The 25397-nt window shown below is 39.0% G+C and carries 16 protein-coding genes and 1 tRNA gene; 12 read left to right on the plus strand and 5 right to left on the minus strand.

Annotation, left to right across the window (positions count from 1 at the left end; genetic code table 11):
• Positions 1 to 5 precede the first annotated feature (5 nt).
• The 4 genes from ABDV71_RS07960 to ABDV71_RS07975 all read right to left on the minus strand — a co-directional run bounded on the left by ABDV71_RS07960 (position 6) and on the right by ABDV71_RS07975 (position 7108).
• The gene (locus ABDV71_RS07960) at positions 6 to 1622 is read right to left on the minus strand and encodes a RagB/SusD family nutrient uptake outer membrane protein (RefSeq protein ID WP_343531919.1); all 1617 of its coding nucleotides are present in this window, start codon (positions 1620 to 1622) and stop codon (positions 6 to 8) included.
• Positions 1623 to 1632: 10 nt separating this feature from the next.
• Positions 1633 to 5112 carry a TonB-dependent receptor gene (locus tag ABDV71_RS07965; RefSeq protein ID WP_343531920.1) on the minus strand — a complete coding sequence of 1160 codons (3480 nt, stop codon included), beginning with the start codon at positions 5110 to 5112 and terminating at the stop codon, positions 1633 to 1635.
• A 119-nt stretch (positions 5113 to 5231) separates the two neighbouring features.
• Positions 5232 to 6443, minus strand: coding sequence for a FecR domain-containing protein (locus ABDV71_RS07970; protein WP_343531921.1), 1212 nt, complete (start codon positions 6441 to 6443; stop codon positions 5232 to 5234).
• Positions 6444 to 6517: 74 nt separating this feature from the next.
• Positions 6518 to 7108 (minus strand): sigma-70 family RNA polymerase sigma factor, encoded by a 591-nt coding sequence (locus tag ABDV71_RS07975; protein WP_343531922.1) that lies wholly within the window; start codon positions 7106 to 7108, stop codon positions 6518 to 6520.
• Between the two features lie 307 nt (positions 7109 to 7415).
• Here ABDV71_RS07975 and ABDV71_RS07980 point away from each other — a divergent pair, with 307 nt between their 5' ends.
• The 6 genes from ABDV71_RS07980 (at position 7416) to ABDV71_RS08005 (ending at position 16700) form a co-directional block, all read left to right on the plus strand.
• Positions 7416 to 10028: a TonB-dependent receptor gene (locus ABDV71_RS07980; RefSeq protein WP_343531923.1), complete on the plus strand. Its 2613-nt coding sequence runs from the start codon at positions 7416 to 7418 to the stop codon at positions 10026 to 10028.
• A 223-nt stretch (positions 10029 to 10251) separates the two neighbouring features.
• Positions 10252 to 10845 carry a TIGR00730 family Rossman fold protein gene (locus ABDV71_RS07985; RefSeq protein WP_343531924.1) on the plus strand — a complete coding sequence of 198 codons (594 nt, stop codon included), beginning with the start codon at positions 10252 to 10254 and terminating at the stop codon, positions 10843 to 10845.
• A 205-nt stretch (positions 10846 to 11050) separates the two neighbouring features.
• The gene (gene cobA, locus ABDV71_RS07990) at positions 11051 to 11848 is read left to right on the plus strand and encodes a uroporphyrinogen-III C-methyltransferase (protein ID WP_343531925.1); all 798 of its coding nucleotides are present in this window, start codon (positions 11051 to 11053) and stop codon (positions 11846 to 11848) included.
• A 243-nt stretch (positions 11849 to 12091) separates the two neighbouring features.
• The gene (locus ABDV71_RS07995; protein WP_343531926.1) at positions 12092 to 13498 is read left to right on the plus strand and encodes a glycogen synthase; all 1407 of its coding nucleotides are present in this window, start codon (positions 12092 to 12094) and stop codon (positions 13496 to 13498) included.
• 10 nt (positions 13499 to 13508) lie between these two features.
• A complete protein-coding gene (locus ABDV71_RS08000) occupies positions 13509 to 14780 on the plus strand; it encodes a glucose-1-phosphate adenylyltransferase (protein ID WP_343531927.1) in 1272 nt (423 codons plus the stop codon).
• A gap of 135 nt (positions 14781 to 14915) precedes the next feature.
• Complete coding sequence (locus ABDV71_RS08005; RefSeq protein WP_343531928.1) at positions 14916 to 16700, plus strand: glycoside hydrolase family 15 protein; 1785 nt, start codon at positions 14916 to 14918, stop codon at positions 16698 to 16700.
• 329 nt (positions 16701 to 17029) lie between these two features.
• On the opposite strand, the gene ABDV71_RS08010 is transcribed toward ABDV71_RS08005, so the two are convergent.
• Positions 17030 to 19225 carry a bifunctional alpha,alpha-trehalose-phosphate synthase (UDP-forming)/trehalose-phosphatase gene (locus ABDV71_RS08010; protein WP_343531929.1) on the minus strand — a complete coding sequence of 732 codons (2196 nt, stop codon included), beginning with the start codon at positions 19223 to 19225 and terminating at the stop codon, positions 17030 to 17032.
• Between the two features lie 237 nt (positions 19226 to 19462).
• Between ABDV71_RS08010 and ABDV71_RS08015 the strand changes: the two genes are divergently transcribed.
• The 6 genes from ABDV71_RS08015 (at position 19463) to clpX (ending at position 25217) form a co-directional block, all read left to right on the plus strand.
• Positions 19463 to 20266: a helical backbone metal receptor gene (locus ABDV71_RS08015; protein ID WP_343531930.1), complete on the plus strand. Its 804-nt coding sequence runs from the start codon at positions 19463 to 19465 to the stop codon at positions 20264 to 20266.
• Between the two features lie 62 nt (positions 20267 to 20328).
• On the plus strand, positions 20329 to 21195 hold the full coding sequence (locus tag ABDV71_RS08020) for a hypothetical protein (protein ID WP_343531931.1): 867 nt from the start codon (positions 20329 to 20331) through the stop codon (positions 21193 to 21195).
• Positions 21196 to 21322: 127 nt separating this feature from the next.
• Positions 21323 to 21404: transfer RNA gene (locus tag ABDV71_RS08025), tRNA-Leu, on the plus strand.
• A 136-nt stretch (positions 21405 to 21540) separates the two neighbouring features.
• Positions 21541 to 22887: a trigger factor gene (gene tig / locus ABDV71_RS08030; protein WP_343531932.1), complete on the plus strand. Its 1347-nt coding sequence runs from the start codon at positions 21541 to 21543 to the stop codon at positions 22885 to 22887.
• Positions 22888 to 23213: 326 nt separating this feature from the next.
• Complete coding sequence (gene clpP / locus ABDV71_RS08035) at positions 23214 to 23900, plus strand: ATP-dependent Clp endopeptidase proteolytic subunit ClpP (protein ID WP_343531933.1); 687 nt, start codon at positions 23214 to 23216, stop codon at positions 23898 to 23900.
• A 78-nt stretch (positions 23901 to 23978) separates the two neighbouring features.
• The gene (gene clpX, locus ABDV71_RS08040; RefSeq protein ID WP_343531934.1) at positions 23979 to 25217 is read left to right on the plus strand and encodes an ATP-dependent Clp protease ATP-binding subunit ClpX; all 1239 of its coding nucleotides are present in this window, start codon (positions 23979 to 23981) and stop codon (positions 25215 to 25217) included.
• The last annotated feature ends 180 nt before the right edge of the window (positions 25218 to 25397 follow it).

The following is a 25397-nucleotide window of genomic DNA, read 5'->3' on the forward strand; positions in this document are numbered from 1 at the left end:
CATGTTTATAAATCGTTTTGCTTGCAAAGCGGATTACGTTGGATTTCTAAATCTGGGATAACCCATTGCCATTCTTTAGCTCCGGCAGGGAAAAACCTACTGGCTTCGCCCACTGCTTTTTCTTCATACATATTGAAATTAGAAGCTAAGGGATCTAAGTTGGTTGGATTGGCATTGTGTTTCCAGTTATTTGCCGCACCACCTTGGTTATAACCAGGCCTAGGTGCTGGGCCGCGATCCAAAGCCATGTTCAAACGTTTCAGGTCTAGAAAGCGGAAACCTTCGCCCCATAATTCAACACGTCTTTGAAACATCACTTCTTCCGCTAAATCATCGCCACTTTTTGTGCTTAAAACATAAGCGGGGTCACGGTCTTTTGCGACCACAAATAGTGCATTACGAGCTTTTACATCTTCTTGTCCGCTTCTTGCATACCCTTCGGCCATGATCAAATACATTTCTGGTAGACGCATGAAAGCTAAATCTGCCGTAATGATTGCGCCATTATAAGAAGCTGATTTGCTATCCGGAAAATCTACAATAAACTTTTGGCTCATCCATTTAAATGCATTTCCTCCTGGAGGAATCACCAGTCCAGGGTAGTTCACCACATTATTCACCCAAAGCTGCTTTCTAACATCCGTATTTGAAATTTTCTCATAAAGCAAGTTATAGATAGCTCGTGGAGTATTCTTATTATAAGAAATATTGGTGTTGGAAATGTAGCTGTAGAAATTAAACAATGTAGCGGTTTCAAGAGGCGGTTGTGCTATTTTTGCCCAAATCCATTCGTTATTTCTGGCATCTGTACAACGACCTTGTTTGTAGTCGTAACAGCTTTTATCCATTCTCGCTCCAGAATTATCTACGACCAATTTTGCCATTTCAGCGGCTTCTAACCATTTGCCTTGCGTAAGCAAAACGCGAGCTTTGATTGCCCTGGCCACATGTACATTCACGTGCATTTTGGTAGAACGTTGAAACTTAACATTGGAAAGCAGGCGTATAGCCTCATCTAAATCACTATTAATAGCGGCGTAACTTTCTTCTACCGTAGATCTGGCTTTGGCTTCAGTTGAAGATTCCATTCTTAACACAATACCTAACTGTGTGTTGTTTCCTGCACGATCATATCTTTTGCCATATAGCTGTACAGCGCAGAAATGAGAAAAGGCTCTGTAGAATATCGCTTGTCCCTTGATATAATCTCTTTCTTCTTGAGGGCCTGTTGCGCCATCAATATTTTCAATGACCATATTGGCATTGGCAATTATTTTGTAGATATATTCATAAATGTGACGTGGATATTGGTTGGTAGGCTGTCTGTGACGAGTCCAATCAGCCTCTGTACGAAACTGTGCGTTAGATTTGGTGTACACCATGTCTTCACCTAGGAAATCCATATACAACATATAATATTGATATCCCATTTTAGGTGCAAAATCACCTTTTTCGTACATGATACGATGAATACCATTAATGGCCATTAAGGCTGTTTTGGTATCCTTAAACATGGTAGACTGATCAACAGCACTGGTAGATTCTGTCTCCAAGAATTCTTTGCTACATGACATTGCTATCATTACAACAAATGCCCATATTATTAAAAAAATCTTCTTCATGCTTAATACATTAAAAAGTTAAAGATAAACCAAAGGATATGATGGTAGAAGGAGGATAAACATCATCATTTGAGATGTATCCGGAATGGAAATTCCTTCTAGGGTAAACGCCTTTTCTGGAGGCCAATAACCAAGCGTTATTTGCAGAAAAATAAATTACCGCATCTGAAATGTTTTTACTTTTCAGAAAACTTTTAGGTACGTTGTAAGATAAATTTACATTGGTTAATTCTAGCATATTAGAGGATACCAGCCAGCGCGTAGAGTTTGCAGCTTCGATATTTACAGAGTTGGTACCTGCAGTTACAATAGCCACGTCAGTAATATCGCCAGGTTTACGCCATCTGTTAAGCAGATCCTTGTGTTGGCTAGCATAAGAAAGAGAGCCTGTCATGAAAGATCTGTAGCCACCATCATAGAATTTACTGCCAGTTTGGTAATAGAAATTAACTTTTAAATTGAAGTTTTTCCATCCAATATCGGCACCAAAACCTCCAGTTAGGGTAGGCATTGCGCTACCTGCATAGCCGTACAAGCTTTTTTCTACATTTTCGGTATACTTAACGCCATTAATTTCCTTAAGTTCATTAGGCCCGAAGGTAAAACGATCAAGATCTGCACGGAAAAGGTTGAAACCAGTTTCTGGATTTACACCATACCAATCTCTCAGCCAAAAGTCATATCTAGAATGTCCAGCTTCAATTTTATAAATAGAAGAGGTGTATGGGTCTATTGGTAGCGATGTGATTTTATTTTTTAGCCAAGTTGTATTTGCATTAAGATTGATGTTCCAATCTTTTGATTTGAATACTTGGCCAGTCAAATTAACCTCAATACCTCTGTTATACATTGACCCTGCGTTTTTATCAATGGATGGTATTCCGGAAGATATTGGTTGAGGAACACTAAAAAGCAGGTCGCTAGAAACACGGTTAAAATATTCCACGGATCCATTTAGGCGATTGCCTAGTACAGCAAACTCTGCTGCAACATCAAAGCTCTTAGAAGTTTCCCAAGTTAAATCTGGATTTCCCAAGCTAGCTTGCACATATCCCGGTTCGCCGTTATCATTAGGAGTATATACTGCTCTCCAAGGATAGTAACTAGAAAGATCGTCATTGCCTACCACACCATAGGAAGCTCTTAATTTCAATTGGTTAACAAACTTGATGTTGTCCATAAAGTTTTCCTTGTCCACAGACCAACCTGCGCCTACAGACCAAAAATCGCCCCAGCGAACATTTTTGCTAAAGCGGGAAGAACCATCTCTTCTGTAAGATGCGGACGCAAAATATTTTTCGCCAAAATCATAATTTAATCTCGAGAGATAACCTTCTACTCTATAATTATGTGTGTAAGAATTAGGCAATGCATTGATTTCTGTAAAGTTTGCATATTCGAAGTTATCACCAGCAATGGTTTGGGTCCTCATTGAAGTAGAAAGATACCAGTATTGGAATTGATAGCTTTCGTGTCCGGCAAGTATTTCGAAATGATGTTTGCCCCAGTTTTTGTTATAGTTTAAAAGTTGTTGGAAAGTCCAAGTAGTGGTGTTCGACGAATTTTGTGCCGAAGAACCAGCATTGCCTTTTTGTTCATATTTGAATCCTCCGGCCCAGCTACGGAACATGTTTGAGCCCAAGCCTCCATTGGCAGTAAATTTTAAGCCTTTTAATAGGGAAACGTCTGCATACCCTTTTAAATTGATGGTTTGACGAAGAAGCCCGGTGAAATTGTTATGCACCTCAAATGGGTGGTTGCTGCCCGCAAAAGCATCTCTGTTTGAAATTACAATGGAACCATCTGCAGAAGTCCACCCACTACCAAAGTCTGGTATTTTATTTCCGTCAGAATCTAATATGTATTCGCCAGTAGCTGGATTGTGAAGGTGGATTGGAAAGATATTGCCTAAATATCGGGTAGCTCTAAATGGATTGGAAATAGCACCACTGGTTTCTGATTGTTCCCCTTCTGATTTAGAATGGGCAATATTTAAATTAGTTCCCATTTTAAGCCATTTGGTGATTTGCGAATTCACATTTGCCTTGCCAGAAATTCGACTAAAGGCCGATCCAATCACAAAACCCTCTTCTTTAACATAACCTAAAGAGGTATAATAGTCCGTTTTTTCGGTTCCTCCGCTAATGGATAAATTGCCGTCATGTCTTTTGCCGGTTTGCGTAATCCCTCCGTACCAGTCTGTATCTTCTGCCCAGTGGTTTATGGCATTCGGGTTTAATTTTCCATTGGCATCAAACAATTCTGAGGCATTCATTAAATAAGGGTTGTAGCCCAAACCTGCCAATAAAGCTGGACCCGCCTGCGCGTTCGCATCTTGTAAGGTACTGCCATTTAATAACAATGAATTACGATGAGATTCCCAATAAAGCTCCATAAACTCTCTGTCATTTAAGCGCTCGTAATCTGCGCTTTGTCTGGAAGTTAAACCAAAATTATACTTCGCATTAATGTTTGGCTTGCCGGATTTCCCTTTTTTGGTAGTGATCAATAACACCCCATTGGCGCCCCTAGCACCATATAAAGCCGCAGATGAAGCATCTTTTAAAATCGTAACGCTTTCTATGTCATTCGGATTAATGCTACTGATGGAGTTATCGTAAGGTATACCGTCTAAAATAATTAATGGACTATTGTTCGCGTTGAAAGAACCAAGTCCTCTAATACGTAGAGTAGGCTCTGAACCAGGTTGTCCGTTAGATGTCCCTACCTGCAAGCCAGGAGTGGTGCCTGTTAAAGCTTGAGTTACTTCTGTAGTAGGTCTGTTTTTGAAAACATCTTCATTAATGACAGCCGCCGAACCTGTAAAGGTGCTTTTCTTCGCTGTACCAAATGCAACAACCATTACTTGGTTTAATGTTTCCATTTGTAGAGACATTTTTACGTCAATTCTAGTGCGCCCGTTTACCGCGATTTCTAGATTTTGGTAACCAACAGAAGAAAATAATAAAATGTCGTTTGCTTTTACGCCATCTAGGCGGAAATTTCCTTCAATATCTGTAGAAACGCCTTTCGTAGTACCTTTGATGGTTATACTGGTAAAAGGTATTGGTTTCCCATCGTCTGCAGATACCACGTTTCCGGTAACCTGTAATTGTTGCGCTTGTTTTGTTTCTGTGTTACCTAGTTTTGCAACTGTTTTGTTTTCGCTTGCTTGTTTTTTATATAAAACAATCGTTTTGTCTTCTACTGAGGCTCTTAATGGCTGATTTAAAAGAATCTTGTCCAGGAACTCTAATAGCGGCATGTTTTCAGCAGCTATAGATACGGGCTTGGTATCTTTCAAATGCTCTACATTGGCGTAAACGGCATAGCCAGTTTGTTGGCGAATGTTGTCCAGTACGATTGTGAAAGGCAACTTATTTGCCTTTAAAGTTATGGTTTGCGAATAACCAGCGGCGCTTACATGAATGAAACCCGCCGTGAGAAAAATAATAATCAGTCTCAATACTCTAAATAAGTAATGGTTCATTAAATCGTTTGAGGTTAGGATAAATATAATGTTTGGTTAGGCTTTTTGAGGAAGAGTTGATGTTCCTTGTTTTTAAGACGCAAGCACCACGTCTGTTTGTTTTGTTAATTGGTAATGATTCACCTCCGGTTTGCTGTGTTATTAATAATGACTTTATAAGTATCGTTGTCGTCCGATTTTACTCGATATTGAATACTGCTGCTTTCCAAAAAGCGTAAAACAGTGCCGAGTTTGTCGGTTTTAAATGCATTTCCAGTAAATCGGTCGGTGGGGATGCCGCCTTCATATGCTACCTTAATGTTGTACCAACGGGCCATCTCTCTCATAATTTGATCAAATGATTTGTCATCGAAAGAAAATTGTCCATATTTCCAGGCAATGGATTTGAAAACATCTACTTTGTTGATTTTGGTGTCTGTGCCTTCTAAAATTGCCTGTTGGCCCGGAACCATTTTGTTGATATTTTTAGAAGAATGATTTTCAATTTCTATGGCTCCATTTACCAAGGTGGTTTTCATTTGAGGTTCTTCGGCATAGGCCGAAATATTGAAAGCTGTACCCAATACATTTACGGTTTGTCCGTTGCTTACCACTTTAAAAGGGATTTTTCTGCCTGATAGGTGCTGGTGTTGTACTTCAAAATAGGCTTCACCTTCCAATTGAACAATTCGCTCTGTTGCAGCAAATCGAGAAGGGTAGGTTAATTTACTATCTGCATTCAACCAAACCTGCGATCCATCGGGTAATACCACTTTATAATTGCCGCCAATTGGTGTTTTTAGTACAAGCTTTTCTGAAGCTTCGGCTTTGTTGTCAACAATGGAAGAACCATCTAAATAGGTAATGTCTTTGCCTACAATAATTCCAGATTGCTGAGAATTCAAATCTATACTGCGTCCATTTTCTAGCGTTAAGGTAGCTTTGTTTCCACCTGGTAAGATATCTTTGGCTGTGATGAGTGTTTCAGTATCAGCTATTTTTTTAGGTTGGAGAGTTAAGTATAGGATGGAAGCCAAAACCAATATCGATGCCGCTGCATAAGGTACCCATTTGTGTATACGTTTGTATAAAGGGCTTGGCAGGATTGTGGTCTTTTGTGCCACTCTATCAAAAATTCGTTGCTCGCGTTCTGTAGCCTCCGCATCATTCCATAGATCCCAATAAAGGCGGATATCTTCAATCAATAGTTCATTTTGCTCAAGCCTGTTGATCAAATTTTGATTCTCAGGTTTGGCATCTATCCATGTTTGTAACGCTTCTGTTTCTTGCCTATTAAGGCTACCATTAAGGTGTTTCCCTAATAGCTTAATGATTTGATCTGTTTGGAGCACTTGTTTCGTTTTTTATATAGAAACGAAATCGAAAAATAAATCTGTCCAAAAAAATGAAAAAGATAAATCTATGGTTATACTTCATCGATGAACAATAGCTTCGAAAGGAGTATGTAAGCAAATAAATCTTTCCTTGAAAATACATCTCTAATAGCAGCTATAGCTTTTTTCTTTGCTAAAAACACTGCATTTGGTGTTACATTTAAGCGAATGCAAATCTCATCGGTAGTAAGACCTTCTAAATAAAACATTCGGAAAACATCGCCTTGCCGCTGCGGAAGTTGATTGATTTCCTCCACTAATAATTTAATTAGTTCAGCGTGGATCAAATGGGTTAAAGGATCAGTATCTCGTAAAATTAAATCTTCATTTAACTCTACAGAAAGTTTGTTGTTTTGCTGTTTGGCCGATTTAATATGGTCAAAGCATGCATTACGCGTAGTAATGTATAGGAAAGATTTAATATTGATTTCACTTTCAAAATGGTCTTTGCGCTGCCATAGTTTTGAAAACGTGTCTGCAACAATTTCTTCCGCCACTTCTTTGCTTCGACAGATTTTATAGGCATGAAAAGTAAGCGCATGTATATGCTGTTTCATAAAGTGCTTAAAAGCTATTTCACTTCCAGCACGGAAATCATACATCAAATCATCTGACTTTTTCATGGATAAGCGAATATAATGACTTTTTGTTTTGTACTATGATTGAATGGAAGCAGATCAACCATCCATTCAAATTTATTCTCAGAAACTTTAGCTTATCGAAAAAGATATTGATCATCTTTTTTCAAAATAAAATTCTCAAATGTAAAAACTTTAATATATTTGTCTACTAAATCTATAGATATTATATAATTTAAAAAATGAAAACATGAAAAGATCACTTAATCCCATGTGTTGCTGTATGATGAAAAACGCTTTCAATTATCTCAAAATACCCATACAGCAAATATTATAACTCTTTATACAAAAAATGAAAATCAAACTTTACTCACTAAGAAATAACATTTACCTTTCTATATTATCTCTTTTTTTTATAACGTTCTTTGCAAATGTAGCTTTTGCCCAAACCTCGCTTACGGGAATAATCAAAAGGGGCGACGGTTCTCCTGTCCCCCATGCCACTGTAAAAGTTAGAGGCACTAATATTTCTACCAGCGCTAATGAAAAAGGTGAATTCAGATTAACTCAAATTCCAGAAGTGCCTTTTTATATTCAGGTAAGTTCAGTAGGATTTAAACCACAAGACTTTCAGGTCTTAACCGTTTCCGCTACGCCTTTAGAGCTTGTATTGTTGGAAGCGTCACAATTAGATCAAATAGTGGTAACTTCTAGACGTCGCTCAGAAGTATTACAGGAGGTACCTATTCCCATTACGGTAATTGGCGGGCAAGCTGCCGAAAACGCTGGTGCTTTTAACGTTAACCGATTGAAAGAATTGGTTCCTTCAGTACAGTTGTACGCTTCTAATGCAAGGAATACCACTCTAAATATTAGAGGTTTGGGTTCTACTTTTGGCTTAACTAATGATGGGATAGATCCAGGAGTAGGTTTTTATGTGGATGGTGTTTATCATGCTCGCCCGGCCGCAACTTCAACCGATTTTATCGATATTGATCAAATTGAGGTCATTAGGGGGCCTCAAGGAACTTTGTTTGGAAAAAACACCACGGCTGGAGCATTTAACATTACTACTAAAAAACCAAGTTTTATCCCTAATGCGAAGGTGGAATTGAGTTACGGCAACTATAATTTTATACAAGCGAAAACAACGGTAACCGGACCATTGGCCAAAAATCTTGCGGCAAAAATCTCCATATCAGGCACGCAACGCGACGGTACCATTTGGAATGTTCCAGAAGAACGCAAATATAGTGGACAAAACAATTTAGGTGCAAAAGCGCAATTCCTATATACGCCTAACGATAAGTTAGAGTTGTTATTAAGCGGTGATGTAAGTATACAACACCCTGCTGGATATCCCTTGGTAGTTGCGGGAGTTACCACTACGGAAAGAAGTGCTTATCGTCAATATGCTAAAATTGTGTCTGATCTAGGTTACCAACAACCGAAAATTGATCCTTTTTCAAGAGAAATATATACAAACACACCTTGGAGGCATAATCAATCCATCGGAGGAATTTCCCTAAATGCTGATTATAAAATAGGGAAGGGCAAACTGACTTCTACCACTGCGTGGAGATTTTGGAACTGGGATCCAACCAACGACAGGGATTTTACAGAGTTCTCCGCACTAACTAAGTCGCAGGGAAATACCCGTCATGATCAATATTCGCAAGAAGTGAGATATGCAGGTGACATTACCGATAAATTGAGCGGGGTAGTAGGCGTGTTTATTCTCGGTCAAAATTTACAAGGCTTAGGTCAAACCGAAGAAGTAGGTAAAGATCAATGGCGTTTTGTACAAACCAGCAATACAGGTCAACAGGCATTATACTCAACCCCAGGCTTGTTAGATGGTTTTGGAATTAGAACCAATTCAACCATTAAATCTTTAAGTGCAGCGGCTTTTGCCCAGGTTGACTGGGAAGTGATTGATAAACTCCATGTATTGCCAGGTATCAGGTTCACTTATGATAAGAAGGACGTAGATTACGATAGGAAAACATATGGCGGTTTACAAACCACGGATGCTAATTTGCTAGCACTAAAAGCTGCGGTTTATGCTAATCAGCAGTTTAATATCAGTACAGAAAACAATAATCTTTCAGGTAATTTGACCCTGTCGTACAGACCAAGCGATAAATTAAACACCTTTGCAACTTATTCTACAGGCTACAAACCCGTAGGTGTTAACGTGGGTGGTTTACCTACTACTTCGTCTGGTGCAGCAGATATCTCAGTAGCAAGAGTAAAGCCCGAATATGTACAACATTATGAATTGGGGCTAAAAACAAAGCCAACGGCTGGAGCTCTGTTGAATATTACTGCGTTTAATACCGATATCAAAGATTATCAAACTAACGTACAGTCGCCGCAATTAGGGGTGAACAGAGGATACTTGGCGAATGCTGAAAAAGTAAGGGTAAGGGGCTTGGAAGTTGATGGTAGTTATCAAGCAGGTAGATTTTTAACTTTAAATGCCACCGTAGCTTATTTGGATGGTAAATATGTGAAATTTACGAATGCGCCTTTGCCGTTGGAAGAAACTGGCCACACCGAGGTGATCAATGGTGTTTCCACTCAGGTAGCTTTTAAAGATGCTTCGGGAGGTCGTTTGCCTGGTATTTCCAAATGGAATATATCTGGTGGTGCTGAACTGAGTACTGCAGGAAATTTGATTGAGAAAGAGGGTAGGTATTTTATCGCTGGCGATGTGAGCTATCGTTCGGAATATTCTTCAAATCCAACGCCATCAAAAGTCTTGGTCATAGACGGTTATGCACTGCTAAATGCAAGAATAGGATTTAGGTCAGAAAAATTTTCATTGTTCGTATGGGGACGTAACTTGGCAAATACTAACTATTTTGAACAGCTACAGGCAGCTGCGGGAAACTCTGGTTTGTACGCTGGGGTATTGGGCGATCCAAGAACTTACGGTGCTACAGTGAGGTATAGTTTTTAACGTTGCTATAGACTTACGAAGTTTCGAAAACTTCGTAAGTCTTACAGTTAACTAATAATGAAGAAGAATGGTCGGTACTTGTGCCGGCCATTTTTTTTAGTTATTGATGATAAAAAACTACCGTCATTTCGATGAGGAACGAAGAGAAATCTTTGAAATTGAAAATAACATCTAACATAGAAAAAAATAAGAAAGCTTATCTTCGTCGAACATTTTTTACGACATGGAAAATATTAAATCACTATGCGTTTACTGTGGCGCAAATTTCAATGGAGATGAAACCCTTAAGCAAGCTATTGTTGATTTAGCAAAAACAATGGTAGCTCAAGAAATTGACCTTGTTTACGGTGGCGGTAGCGTAGGCGTAATGGGCGTAATTGCCAACGAAGTATTGAAATTGAATGGTACAGTAACCGGAGTAATTCCGCAATTTTTGATGGATAAAGAGGTAGGGCACAAAGATATTACGCAAATGATTATTACCGAGAATATGCACCAACGCAAGCAAAAAATGGCTGATTTGTCTGATGGCTTTGTGATATTGCCAGGGGGATTCGGAACTTTAGAGGAGTTTTTTGAAGTACTTACTTGGTTGCAATTGGGATTGCACGCTAAACCCATTGGTGTATTGAATGTTGGCGGCTTTTATGACCCACTTTTTGCTCAAATGGATATGATGGTTCAACATCGATTTTTAAAACAAGCCAATAGGGATTTGGTATTTAATGAAGCTGATCCAGCCGTTTTAGTTAACAAAATGCAAGGTTTCTCTGCCAAGCCAGATGAGGTTTGGTTCAGAGATAGAAATCTAACATAGCCCTGTAGCTATCCCATCTGATGCTTTGACACTTCAAATATAGGTGCTAGATTATATCATTTTGTAATTCTGATAATGGTATACAACTTGTTCTTGTAAAAATATTCATCTGTTAATCAGATAATTATACAATTATTTTAATAAATACTACTAAATAGATAGAAATTATATACATTTGTATTGTTGATTAAAAAAAGAAGCAAAGATGATTTTAGAAAAAGTAGAAAGAAATTCAGTAGAGCCTAAGATAACTTTGGTAGGTGCAGGCCCCGGTGATCCGGATTTGTTAACCTTAAAAGGTGTAAAAGCGTTGGCAACTGCCGATGTAATTTTATACGATGCATTGGTAAATGAAGCGCTGTTAAATTACGCCCCAGAAAATGCAATTAAAGTTTATGTAGGGAAGCAGTCGGATGATGAATCTTTCTCTCAAAAATTAGTCAACAAATTGATGATAGATTACGCTTTAAACTATGGTCACGTAGTGAGGTTAAAAAGCGGCGATCCTTTTGTATTTGCTAGAGGCTACGAAGAAGTTCATGTGGCAGAATCTTATAGCATTCCAACGGAGATTGTACCTGGAGTTTCTAGTGCACTTGGTGTACCGGGACTGCAAAAAATCCCAATGGTTTATGGCAACATGAGCGAAAGCTTCTGGGTAGTTACGGGAACCAATGCTCAAGGGCAAATTTCACCTGATTTGTATGTGGCTGCAAAATCCAACGCTACGATTGTGGTGTTAATGGGTATCGAAAAAATCAAGGAAATTGCAGGAATTTTTAAAGCCGAAGGCAAAGCTAATTTGCCTGTTGCAGTAATCGAAAACGGCTCGTCGAAAGAAGAAAATGTGGTGGTAGGCATTGTAGATACCATCGAGGAGCTTATAGAAGAAAAGAAACTCAGCTCGCCAGCGTTATTGGTATTTGGAAATGTAGTGTCGTTACATCCACAGTTCAATTCCATTCACCAGTTTTATGCAATTATGGCGCAGGAAGAATATTAAAAGCTTATTACTTAAAGTAATATTTTTGTTTGGTTGTGATTAGCTGGGCCCTAAGCCCAGCTTTTTCTATTCTGCCACAGATGCCACAAATAATTATCAAATCATTAATCTAGGCCCAAGATATTTATCTATGCATCTGTGGCAAATCTACTCTCCCGCAATTTTAGAAATTTATTTAGCGTAAAAGTTTGCAATACTCAATCATTTACCTAATTTAAAACAATTTCTATCCGAATATCATTTATGGAGATCATACATCTAAGTGCCGAGTGTTATCCTGTTGCTAAAGTAGGTGGTTTGGGCGATGTTGTGGGTGCCCTACCCAAATATCAGAACAAGCTTGGACATGTTGCCAAGGTCGTTATGCCTGCCTACAATTCTAAATTTCTATATGAAAACGAATTTGAAACCGTTTATGACGGCTGGGTAAAAGTAGGAACAACCAATTACCAGGTTCGGATATTAAAAGAATTGACCAACAAATTAGGTTTCGATATGTACCTGGTCCATATCGCAGGTTTGTTCGATAGAGAGGGCGTGTATGGCTATGGTGATGATACCGAACGTTTTCTGGCCTTTCAAATTGCTGCTTTGGATTGGATGGCGCAATGGGAGCATCAGCCAGATGTGGTACATGTTCATGATCATCATGCAGGTTTAATCCCTTTTATGATGAGTAATTGCTATCAATTTAGCCGTCTTAATCAGGTGCCAAGTGTGCTTACCATTCACAATGCTCAATATCAGGGGCAATTTGGTTGGGATAAATTACATTATCTGCCGCCTTTTGATTTGATTAATACCAGTAAGTTAGATTGGAGCAGTGCCATTAACCCTCTGGCTGCTGCCATTAAATGCGCTTGGAGAGTTACCACGGTATCACCTAGTTATTTGGACGAAATCAGCCATGCTGCAAATGGGCTGGAGAATTTATTGGCACAAGAGCGTGGCAAATCTATAGGAGTGCTTAACGGCATCGATACAGAAGTTTGGAATCCGCAAAAAGATCCCATGATTGTAAAGGCCTATCAGGCCAGAACTTTAGAAAATGGGAAAAAAGCAAACAAAGAAGAACTTTGTCGTGTTTTTAACCTCGATTCAACCAAGCCGCTTTTTACCTTTATTGGTCGTTTGGTAGGAGAAAAAGGAGCTGATTTATTACCTGATATTTTTTATAATGCTTTGGCGCAAAGCGATGGCGAAATCAATATTCTGGTGCTAGGTTCGGGAGATCCTCAAGTTGAAGATAGATTGAACGAGATCACCCACCAATATCCTGGTAGATACAATGCCTATATTGGTTATAACGAAGCTTTGTCGCATCAAATTTATGCTGGGGCAGATTTCCTATTGATGCCTTCCCGGGTGGAGCCTTGCGGCCTTAATCAAATGTACGCCTTGAGGTATGGTACTATTCCCATCGTAAGGCGTATTGGTGGCTTAAAGGATACGGTGGTAGACATTGGAGATGGCGGTTTTGGTATTTGTCATGATCAAACCAGTGTTTGGGACGTTGGACATGCGATTGGTAGAGCGTATGAACTTTATCTCGATCAAAAGAAAGTAAAAGAAATTAGAAAATATATGATGTCGATAGACCACTCATGGGATAGTTCGGCACAACAATACATAGATATATACCAAATGTAAAACAAAAGCTATGACGGAAAAAGTATTAGGAGTGATCCTTGGAGGCGGTCAAGGTTCCAGATTGTCACCATTAACGTTAACCAGGTCAAAACCAGCCGTGCCAATTGCCGGTAAATATCGATTGGTCGATATTCCGATTTCCAATTGCTTGAATTCTGGCATACACCGCATGTTTGTGCTAACGCAGTTCAATTCTGCCTCACTAAACAAGCATATCAAAAATACCTATCATTTTAGTCATTTTTCTAAGGCTTTTGTGGATATTTTGGCTGCTGAACAAACCCCTGATAATCCCGCTTGGTTTCAGGGCACTGCCGATGCCGTACGCCAATGTATGCACCATATTGTTAATCATGAATTTGACTATATCTTAATTCTTTCCGGTGACCAGTTGTATCAGATGGACTTTAAGGATATGTTGAAGGCCCATATTGATGCCGAGGCCGAAATATCTATTGCTACTATTCCAGTTACAGCTAAAGACGCTACAGATTTTGGGATCATGAAAACAGATGAACGAAGCATGATCACTTCGTTCATCGAAAAGCCTAAATCAGACTTATTGCCCGATTGGACTTCCGATACGGGAGAGGAAATGGGACGTGAGGGCAAACATTTTTTGGCGTCAATGGGAATTTATATTTTCAATCGTGATGTATTGATCAAAATGTTGAACGAGAATCCAGAGGAAAAAGATTTTGGTAAAGAAATCATTCCAAGGGCTTTAGAAAACAATAAGGTGTTAAGCTACCAGTATGAAGGTTATTGGACAGATATTGGTAATATCTCTTCATTTTTTGAAGCCAATTTGGGCCTAACGGATGATTTGCCACAGTTCAATATGTTTGATACAGCACATACCATTTTTACAAGGTCGAGAATGTTGCCACCGTCGAAAATTTCTGGTACTACTTTGGAAAAAACCATTATTGCCGAGGGGTGTATTGTTCAGGCCAGTAGGGTAGAACATGCAGTATTGGGAATTAGGGCACGTATTGGGAGAGGAACGACCATTGCCAATTGTTATGTAATGGGCAGTGACCGTTATCAAACGCTAGATGAAATTAATGAAGCTAACCGAGCAGGTATTCCTTTGCTTGGAATAGGCGATCGTTGTTATATCAATAATGCCATCATCGATAAAAACTCGAAAATTGGGAATGATGTGCGTATTAACGGTGGTGCGCATTTGGCGGAGGGTGACTATGGATTTTACGTAGTGAAAGATGGAATTGTGGTAGTTAAAAAAGGAGCTATAGTGCCTAATGGTACAGTGATATAGTCTAATCAACACCACTTCAGTTGTTATACGATAAATGAAAGCAGGTATCATTACCTGCTTTTTTATGCGATTTTAGTCTTTTCTAAACCATCTAATACTTTTGCTGTTGTAATCATAAACATCCTTTTTTATTTTATGACAGCTACACATTTATATCAAACCGGCATTATCGGAAACTGCTCTTACATCGCTCACATCCATAAAAACTCAAATATCAGTTGGCTATGTTGGCCCAAATTCGATAGCTCATTTGTTTTTGGTAGTATGCTCGACGAAGAAAAAGGTGGTAAATGTACCATTCTGCCTGCTTCAGATTATAGTTCACATCAATATTATATAGAAAATACCAACGTATTACGGACAGAAATTACTGCTGCGGATGGTAGATATCGGATTACTGATTTTGCTCCTCGTTTTCATTTGCACGAGCGTTATTTCAAGCCGTTGATGCTCATTAGAAAGATAGAGCCTTTGGAAGGCAGCCCTAGGATAAAAATAGCTTGTGAACCGGTTTGCGATTATGGTAAAAGTAAGATGAGGACGGCCATAGGCAGCAATCATATCGATTACATGGGGTGCGACGAAGACTTGCGATTAACTACCAATGTATCCTTAAACTATATTTTAAAAGAGCAAGACTTTGTGCTCAATGATGTGAAATATCTCATTTTTACCTATGGCTATACTTTGGATGCGCCTATTGTGGCTACTGCTGAGCAGTTTTTGAGGGAAACCACGGCTTATTGGCGGGTTTGGATCAAGCACTCATCTATTGCAGGTTTTTACCAGCCTTATGTAATTCGTTCGGCTTTGGTGCTCAAAATACATCAATATGAAGATACTGGTGCCATTATAGCGGCAAGCACTACTAGTTTGCCCGAATCGCCTGGAAGTACCCGAAATTGGGACTATCGTTACTGTTGGCTCCGCGATTCCTATTATACGCTGACTTCCTTAAACCATATTGGCCACTTTGAGGAAATGGAAAAGTACTTCAACTACATTTCTGATATTACTTTTGATACAGATAAGCGTTACCAACCTTTATACGGTATTACAGGCAAGCGACATATTGTGGAGGAAACCTTGGGGCATTTGAAAGGTTATTTGGGTGAGCAGCCTATTCGAGTAGGTAATCAGGCTTATGAGCATATCCAAAATGACATTAATGGCCAGGTACTTATTTCTATGTTGCCTTTATATACCGATCATCGCTTTGTTTTTTCCGAAAGGGGTGATTCCGTTCGCTGGATAGAGGGCGTGCTCAGAAAAATTGAAATGACCATTGATGAAAAAGATGCAGGTATTTGGGAGTTTAGGAATATTGCAAATATGCATTGTTACAGTAATCTGTTTCAATGGGCGGGGGCTAATGCAGCACTAAAAATGGCTAAAACCATAGGGAACCAAGCGCTGGAAGATAGGGCAAAGATATTGATTGATAAAGCTGCGGCCCATATTGAAGCTTGTTATGATGAAGAGCGCAAGGTGTATACTAATGCGGTAGGAAGTAAACATTTGGATGCAAGCACGCTTCAGTTAATCATGATGAATTATTTGGACCCATCGTCACAACGTGCAAAAGACCATTTAGCTGGCTTGGAAAAGGAACTAAAAACCGAAGATGGTTTGTTTTATCGTTATCTGCATGCCGATGATTTCGGAAAACCGAAGACAACTTTTCTTATCTGTGCCTTTTGGTATGTGGAAGCGTTGGCTTGCGTAGGCAGACTTGACGAAGCGATACAGGCTTTTGAAAATATCATTTCCTTTTGCAACCATTTGTTGTTGTTCAGCGAAGATGTGGATGCAAAAACAGGTAGTCAGTGGGGTAATTTCCCGCAAGCTTATAGTCATGTGGGCTTGATGAATGCCGCGTATCGTATTGCGAAAAAATTGGATAGACCAGTGTTTTTGTAGTCGATTGTGTAAAAAAGCCAGCTTTGACTTTTGTTTTAAATGCTGATTGTGCGTTACTTCATTTCGAGCGTAGTCAAGAAATGTAGGAGGTTAAAAGATTTCTCCGCTCGCTGCGCTGCGGTCGAAATGACGGGGTTCTATTACCTTACCGCAAAGGAGAATAAGAGTTACGCTAAGAACGCAAAGGTTTTGGTTTATTGGTTATTGGTATGGCGTGCATCTTCGTCATTTCGAGCGTGTCGAGAAATCTTTTAAGGTTGTGTTTTTTGGTCAGTCATCTCCAAAGATTTCTCCGCTCGCTATGCTGCGGTCGAAATGACGGCGGGTGTTTATGCTGATACATTTTTAAGGGTAGTTTCCGTCAATATGGATTGAAGTAAATCCCTCACTTCGTTGTGGTCGTTTAAATAGAATTTAGCCTCCGAAACTTCACTGCCTACCTTGATCGTTATGGCATTGTTGGGCATCGCTTTAAAAATATCTTCATCGGTATGGTCGTCGCCCATGGCTAAAATAAAATCATGTTCCTCTTCATGTAGCCAGTTTAGCGCCGCCTTGCCTTTATTTACCTCCATATTTCTAAACTCAATCACTTTGTTGCCGGGCATAATTTGCAAACCCTTATCAGCGGCAAGTACCCTTAAGTTGTTGATGATTTCATTAGCTCTCAATTCTCCCAAACCTTGCTCTGTTTTACGGTAATGCCATACTAAAGAAAAACTTTTTTCTTCAATAAAAGCACCCGGTGTCCTGTCGGTATAGGTCTCCAAAATGCTCCTGATTTCCGTTTTCCATTGGTCATTTAATAAGGGTAGTGCTTGCCAATGTGCATTTTGCTTTTTTTGCCAAGCGCCATGTTCAGCAATGATGCTGATATTCAAGCTTCCAAACCATTGTTCAAGTGTCTTGTGGTTGCGTCCGCTGATGACAACTACTGTATTAGCAGGGTCTTTGGCGAAGTTTTCCAATAAAGTTAATAACTCTTCGTCGGGACTAGCTTCATCAATATTCGCTTTGAAACCTACCAAAGTACCATCATAATCTAAAAAGATAATGCGTTTTTGGGTAGCTGCATACCTACTAATGATTCCTTGGCTTACTTTGTTGATGGCATGTTTGGTGCGTAGTGAATGTTCAAGAAATTTAGCATCATCCATTCGATTTAAAAAATTGTTGACCCAACGGTTCACGTTAAATTTCTTCACTAAGGCCCGCATACTCTGCATACGTCTTTTTTGCTCTTCTATGGGCATCTGTAGTGCCGTAACAATCGCGTTCATGATGTCGCCAATGTTGTTAGGGTTTACAATAAGTGCATCGTTTAGCTCTTTTGAAGCGCCAGCCATTTCACTCAAAATCAATACGCCTGTTTCGTCTCTTCGGCTGGCTACATATTCCTTGCTTACCAGGTTCATGCCGTCTCGCATGGGCGTCACCAGGCAAATATCAGCAGCGCTATAAAGTGCAGATAGGCTCTGAATAGAAAAGGAACGATAAAAATAACTGATAGGCACCCAGTCGAGGGTACGGTATTTTGCATTGATATTGCCCACCAATTGGTCGATTTTTTCTTTGAGTTCTTTGTATTGAGTAACAGTATCTCTAGAAGGAACCACAATCATGAACAGAGAGATTTCACCTATAAATTTTGGATGAAGTTGTAAGAGCAGTTCAAATGCCCTAATGCGTTCTAAAATGCCTTTGCTGTAATCTAAGCGGTCGATAGATAATACCATCCTGCCTTGTTTCTCAGTTTGGAGATTATCTATTTCGGCAAGCACTTGTCGTTGTAAAGGCAATTTCTCAAACTTATCGAAATCGATGCCCATCGGGAATGGTTCTACAATTATTTGTCTGTTATTTAAAGAAATGATATTTGAAGAGAAGTGAACAGGCGTTAAACGAGAAGCGGCACTCAAAAAATGCCTTACGTCGTCGTAGGTGTGAAAGCCAATTAAATCGGCCCCCAACATGCCCTCAATCAATTTATCCCGCCATGGAATAAGTCTGAAAATTTCAAAAGAAGGGAAGGGGATGTGTTGAAAAAATCCTATCGTGGTATCGGTAAGTCGGCTTCTCAACATGGATGGTAGGCACAACAGCTGATAATCCTGTATCCATATTTTATTACCTTCTGTAAATACACTTTGTGTAGCTTCTGCAAATTTTTCATTCACCGATACATAACTATCCCAATATGCTTGTTCAAAACGCGCATAAGTAACCAAGTAATGAAAAACTGGCCATAACACTTCGTTTGAAAATCCTTCGTAGAAGAGGTTGATTTCTTCTTGGGTGAGAAATACAGGGACCAAATTCATTTTGGCCAGTCGTTCTTTGATTTGTGGTTGGTCCTCAGGCGGAACATCAATGCCAGGCCAGCCTATCCAAAGCATATTGCCATTTTTATAGGCGTCGCCCAGTCCAGTGGCTAGGCCGCCTTCGCTGCTTTGTAGGCTGTATTTTCCATTGTTCTTGGTGATTTTTACGGGTAGTCTGTTCGAAATAATAATTGTTTTGCTCATGCTAGTTTCTAAAGTATCCTACTATAAAAAGGGATGAAAGTGTTTTTTGTTTGCTTAGATATCAAAAAGTAGGGTCTTTTGAGATTGTTATTGCATTTTTGAAGAAGCTTTGTTCAATAAGCCTGATAGTAGAGGAAACCAATTTTTAATTGGTTGTAGCGGATAGCGGGGCTGGCTATTGATAGGTGCATTGGCATTCACTTTCAAATCTTTTTGAGAATCGCCTATCTTTGTTAGATGCAGAAAACTTTTACAGATCAGTTGGGCAACGAGATGACCATCAACTGGCCGCCTAAGCGAATTGTTTCGGTGGTGCCCTCGCAAACGGAGCTATTGTTTGAGTTGGGCTTGAGCGAGCAAATTGTGGGGTTGACGAAGTTTTGCATACATCCTATAGAGATGTTTGCTGCTAAACAGAAGGTTGGCGGCACCAAAAAGTTGAGGATTGATGTAATTAGGGAACTGCAGCCAGATTTGATTATTGGCAACAAGGAAGAAAACAGCAAGGCTGATATTGAGCTGCTGCAACAGGAGTTTCCGGTGTGGATGAGCGATATCTATCATTTGGAAGATGCGATGCGGGCCATCACCGATATTGGAGATTTGGTTGATAGACAGCCCGAAGCAGCTTATTTGAACCATTTGATCAATGCAGGCTTTAATGATTTGCAGACTTTGGCATTAAGCAAAGGGATTGACCAAACGGTAGCGTATGTGATTTGGAAGGACCCTTACATGTTTGCAGGAAGAAATACTTTTATTGATAATATTTTAAGGAAAATTGGCTTGCGCAATGTGGTAAGTCAAGCGAGATACCCAGAAATTGAGGTGGCCGAGCTGATTGCGCTTAACCCTCAATTTGTTTTCCTGTCTTCGGAACCTTATCCATTTAAAGAGAAACATATTGAAGAGCTTCAACGGGTTTTGCCACAAACTAAAGTGATTTTGGTTGACGGAGAGATGTTTTCGTGGTATGGCAGTCGTTTGGTGAAGGCGGTGCAGTATTTCTTTGATTTTCAAAATCAATTACTTAGCGAATAACTGTTAGAATCTATTTTTAAAATAATTTAAAAATTATAATTTAGTTTTTAAATTTTTGAATTATGCGTATTTTAAATATTGGATTTTCTTTGTTGGGCATGAGCTTGCTGGCTTGTGGCGTAAGTAAAACGGCCAAACTAAATGAAGCGGTTGATATTAGTATTGCCAATGAAATATTGCCGATAGCACAAAAGCCTTGTTTTGAGGGTGCTTATTATCGTAAGCTGGTTTCGAGCCATGATTATTGGCGTGGTATTGAAGGGACTGTGGTCCTTCCCCGTATTGAGTTTGACCAACAGCGAATACATACTAAAAAGCCGGGTCAGTATTTAGATAATCCTTCTATTTATTTAGGTGGCAGTATGGGCAACCAAGAAACAGATATAGGAATGGCTTGGGAAGTGATTAAAGAAGATAATGGCCAGGTTTCTAAGGAACGTAAGGCTTTTAGACCATTTTTAAGACGTACCGGACATGAGAGTGGACAACTAGCGGTTTTTGAAAACGCTCCCGCACAGAAAGCTTACTATTGGTATCCTGGAGAGGAGATCAAAATGTCGCTGGTTTTAGTTGCTGATAAAAAGGTGCGATTTGTAGTAGAGGGTGCGGGCAAGAAATTTGAAAGGGAATTTGACTGCGATGGTTATTTGTTAAAAGATGTGGGGGAGTTTAAACGTGTAAACGCCATTGACCAAGTAGGTAATGAGGGCAAGCCAGTGCAAATTACCAAAACTAAAGTGTTGAATGCCGAGTGGAAAGCAACCAATCTTTACAGAATGATTGAGGGAAAACTTACCGCTGTGCCTTTTAAGAAAACACGCTATACAGAAATGATGTGCCCGGCGGTTAAATATTTTGAGGTGAATGCTTCGAAAATGCAGGCAGCAGCTGGTGCGGAAAGCTTAACCATTAGCGGTGCCGGATTTTAGTGAATTTAATTGACTTGAATATGAATGGCTTAGGATATATCGGGGAATAAAATGGAATTTTTTTTCATAATTGTTATGGAATAATCAATGTAATTTCTATTTTTGCAGTCCTAAATAAATCCTAACTGCGGAAGTGGCGTAATTGGTAGCCGCACCAGACTTAGGATCTGGCGCTTCACGGCGTGGGGGTTCGAGTCCCTTCTTCCGCACTAACGATTGACCGTTCCAATGCAAATTGGGACGGTTTTATTTTAAAAGGGAATTTTAATAAATAAAATACTTGAGAAGGGTTTGTGGTTAGAAATCTCACACTCATTGCTCAGTACTCACACTCAATCATAAAAAATGAATATCGTACAGGAAAAAATTGACGATTTAAATGCTTTAGTTAAAATTACTTTAGCCCCTGAGGATTATACTCCAAACGTAGAAAAAGCGATTAAGGAGCAAGCTAAAAAGGCTAATTTACCTGGTTTCCGTAAAGGAATGGTGCCTGCTGCACATATTAAAAGAATGTACGGCAAAAGCATCTTGGTAGAGGAAATCAACAATATGTTGAACGATAACATTTCAAAATACCTAACTGATAACAGTGTTGAGATTTTAGGTCAACCACTTCCTGTACAAGAAGACGAAAACCAATACAACTGGGATTATAACGATACTTTCAACTTTGCTTATGAGCTAGGTTTAGCGCCTAAAGTTGATATCGAGGTTTCATCAAAAGATAAATTTACGCAGTATAATGTTAAAGCTGACGAAGAGACTTTAAACGAGCGTATCAAAAATATCCGTAAGAGCTACGGTAAAATGACCAATCCAGAAGTTTCTGCTGAAGGCGATATCCTTTACGCTGAATTGAAGCAGTTAGCCAATGATGGTTCTGAGTTTGAAGGTGGTATTTCAGCTACTGGTTCTATTCGTACCGACGCCGTTACCGACAAGAAAATTTTGAAAACCTTAGTAGGAGTTAAAAAAGACGATACTTTTGAACTTGATGTAAACAAAGCCTTTGGTGGCGATGCTGCTGCAATTGCAAAATTGTTGAACATCAGTGAAGAAGATGCTGCAGAGTTGAAATCTAAATTCCAAGTGACCGTTAAAAACGTAAACCGTTTAGAGGAAGCTGATCTAAACCAAGAGTTTTTTGATAAAATTTTTGGTGCTGATGCCGTAAAAGATGAAGCTGGTTTCACTGCTAAGATCACTGAAGAAATTGAGTCGATGTTTAAGCAAGATGCTGATCGTAAATTGCAAAATGATATCTATACTCAATTTACTGAGCAAACTAAAATGCAATTGCCAGATGAATTTTTACGTAAGTGGTTAAAAGCTACCAACGAAAAATTAACTGACGAAGAGTTGGCTCAAGGTTATGATGATTTCGCTAAAAACTTGAAATGGACTTTGATTGAAAATAAAATCATCAAAGACAACGATATCAAAATTGACTATAAAGACGTTTTTGAAGCTGCTAAACAACGTTTAGATGCACAATTCAGAATGTATAGCCCAACCCCTCTTCCTGAAGATCAATTGGCACAATATGCGGCTAACTTCTTGCAAGAAAAAGAAAATGCTAACCGTATTTTCGAAGAAGTGAAGGCTTTGAAAGTTTTCGATTATATTAAATCGGTTGCTACTTTAAATGAGAAAGAAATTACTTACAACAAATTTACTGAGTTGAAGTAACCTCGCAATGACTATAAATAGTTGAACTGACCGTTTGTCAGTCATGAAATAAACAAGAGTCCCGATATAAAATTGGGACTCTTGTTATATAAAAGCCTTTCATTTTATATTTTTAAAGTGTTTGGATAGGTTTTTTGAAGAGTAAAGAGACGATGGATAAGATTTCGTTAACAAATAAAGTATTTCATATTGTCGTATAATCTGCTATTTTAGCGGAGTGCGGAAATTGGCACGAAAATTAACGAATTTTAGAAGAAACTTATTAAAGATATAGTTTGGTGCGTAGGGTAAAATGCTAAACGCCAAACTCAAAACCTGATCGCAAGATGAAAATAGATAAAGACGAATTTAGAAAATATGCCGTTAAACACCATCGCATTAACGGATTGAACGTAGATAGATTTATTGGTGCTACCAACAATTCACCAAAATCAATGACTCCATATATCATTGAGGAACGTCAGTTGAACGTTGCACAGATGGACGTTTTCTCTCGTTTGATGATGGATCGTATCATCTTTTTAGGTGACGCTGTTTACGACCAAAATGCTAATATCATCCAGGCACAACTACTATTTTTACAATCGGTAGATGCCCATAGAGATATTCAAATTTACATCAACTCACCAGGGGGATCTGTTTATGCAGGTTTAGGTATTTACGATACCATGCAATACATTTCGCCAGATGTAGCAACTATCTGTACTGGTATGGCCGCGTCTATGGGAGCAGTTTTATTGGTGGCGGGCGCTAAAGGCAAACGTGCAGCGTTAAAACATTCTAGAGTGATGATTCACCAGCCATCGGGAGGTGCACAAGGAGTAGCATCAGATATGGAAATCAATTTGAGAGAGATGCTTAAATTGAAAAAGGAATTATATGACATCATTTCATCACATTCAGGCCAAACCTACGAATGGGTAGAGAAGGCTTCGGACCGTGATTACTGGATGACTTCAGACGAAGCAAAAAGTTTTGGAATGATTGATGAGGTGTTAGGATCGAATAAATAAATCAGTTGACAGTTTACAGTGGGCAATAACCATCCAAACTGAAAACTGTAAATTGAAAATTGAAATGGAAAACTAAAAATGGCTAGACAAGGAAAAGATTCACATTGCTCATTTTGTGGCACTCCAAAAAATGAAACCTTAATGTTAATTGAGGGATTGGATGCTTATATCTGCGACAAATGTGTTAATCAGGCCAACGTACTACTAGCGCAAGAGCTAGGCAATAAAAAAGGCAAAGCTTTTGATGAAACATTCAAGCTTTTAAAGCCAGCCGAAATTAAAGCACACTTGGACCAATATGTGATCGGCCAGTATGATGCTAAAAAAGTACTTTCGGTAGCGGTTTATAACCACTACAAGCGCTTGAGCCAAAAGATTGATAAAGATGAGGTAGAGATTGAAAAATCTAACATCATGTTGGTGGGCGAAACTGGTACAGGAAAGACACTTTTGGCCAAAACCATCGCTAAAATATTGCATGTGCCATTTTGTATTGTAGATGCAACAGTACTTACTGAAGCTGGTTATGTGGGCGAAGATGTTGAAAGTATTTTAACTCGCTTATTGCAAGCTGCAGATTATGATGTGGCTTCAGCAGAACGTGGCATTGTTTACATTGATGAAGTAGATAAGGTGGCCCGCAAAAGCGACAACCCTTCAATTACCAGAGATGTAAGCGGAGAAGGTGTACAACAGGCTTTGTTGAAGATTTTGGAAGGCACTATTGTAAATGTTCCGCCACAGGGAGGTAGAAAGCATCCGGATCAAAAAATGATTGCGGTAAACACCAATAACATTTTGTTTATCTGTGGAGGTGCGTTTGATGGTATCGAAAGAAAAATTGCCAACCGTTTGCGTACGCAGGCCGTAGGTTATAAAGTGAAGAAAGATGAGGTTGATTTAGACCTTAAAAACCTTTACAAATACATCACGCCACAGGATTTGAAATCATTTGGTTTAATTCCTGAATTAATTGGACGTGTACCAGTTTTAACACATCTGGATCCATTGGATAAGGAAGCTTTGAGAAATATCCTTACAGAACCTAAGAACTCGTTGATTAAGCAATATGTGAAGTTGTTCAATTATGAGAACGTAAACTTGAAGTTTGACGATGATGTTTTAGAGTTTATTGTGGACAAGGCCATGGAGTATAAGCTCGGTGCAAGGGGACTAAGGTCTATTTGTGAATCCATCATGTTGGATGCCATGTTTGAAACGCCATCTGATAATGAGGTAAAAGAGTTGGAGATTACACTCGACTATGCGAAAGAAAAGTTTGAGAAATCAGATTTCAAAAAACTTAAAGCAGCATAAAAAATACTAATCCCGACTTGTTCGGGATTTTTTTTAACCTATTCTTTTGGAAAAAGAAGATCGGTTTGATGTTAATGATAACGCTAAGGAATTAAGAAACATTAAGTGAAATTTCTCTTTAAAAACTTAATATTCTTAATGGTTTATCTTATGAAAAATGTTAATTAAAATTTTATAAAT

Origin of the sequence: Pedobacter sp. (genome assembly GCF_039594775.1) — a bacterium.
Taxonomy (GTDB): domain Bacteria; phylum Bacteroidota; class Bacteroidia; order Sphingobacteriales; family Sphingobacteriaceae; genus Pedobacter.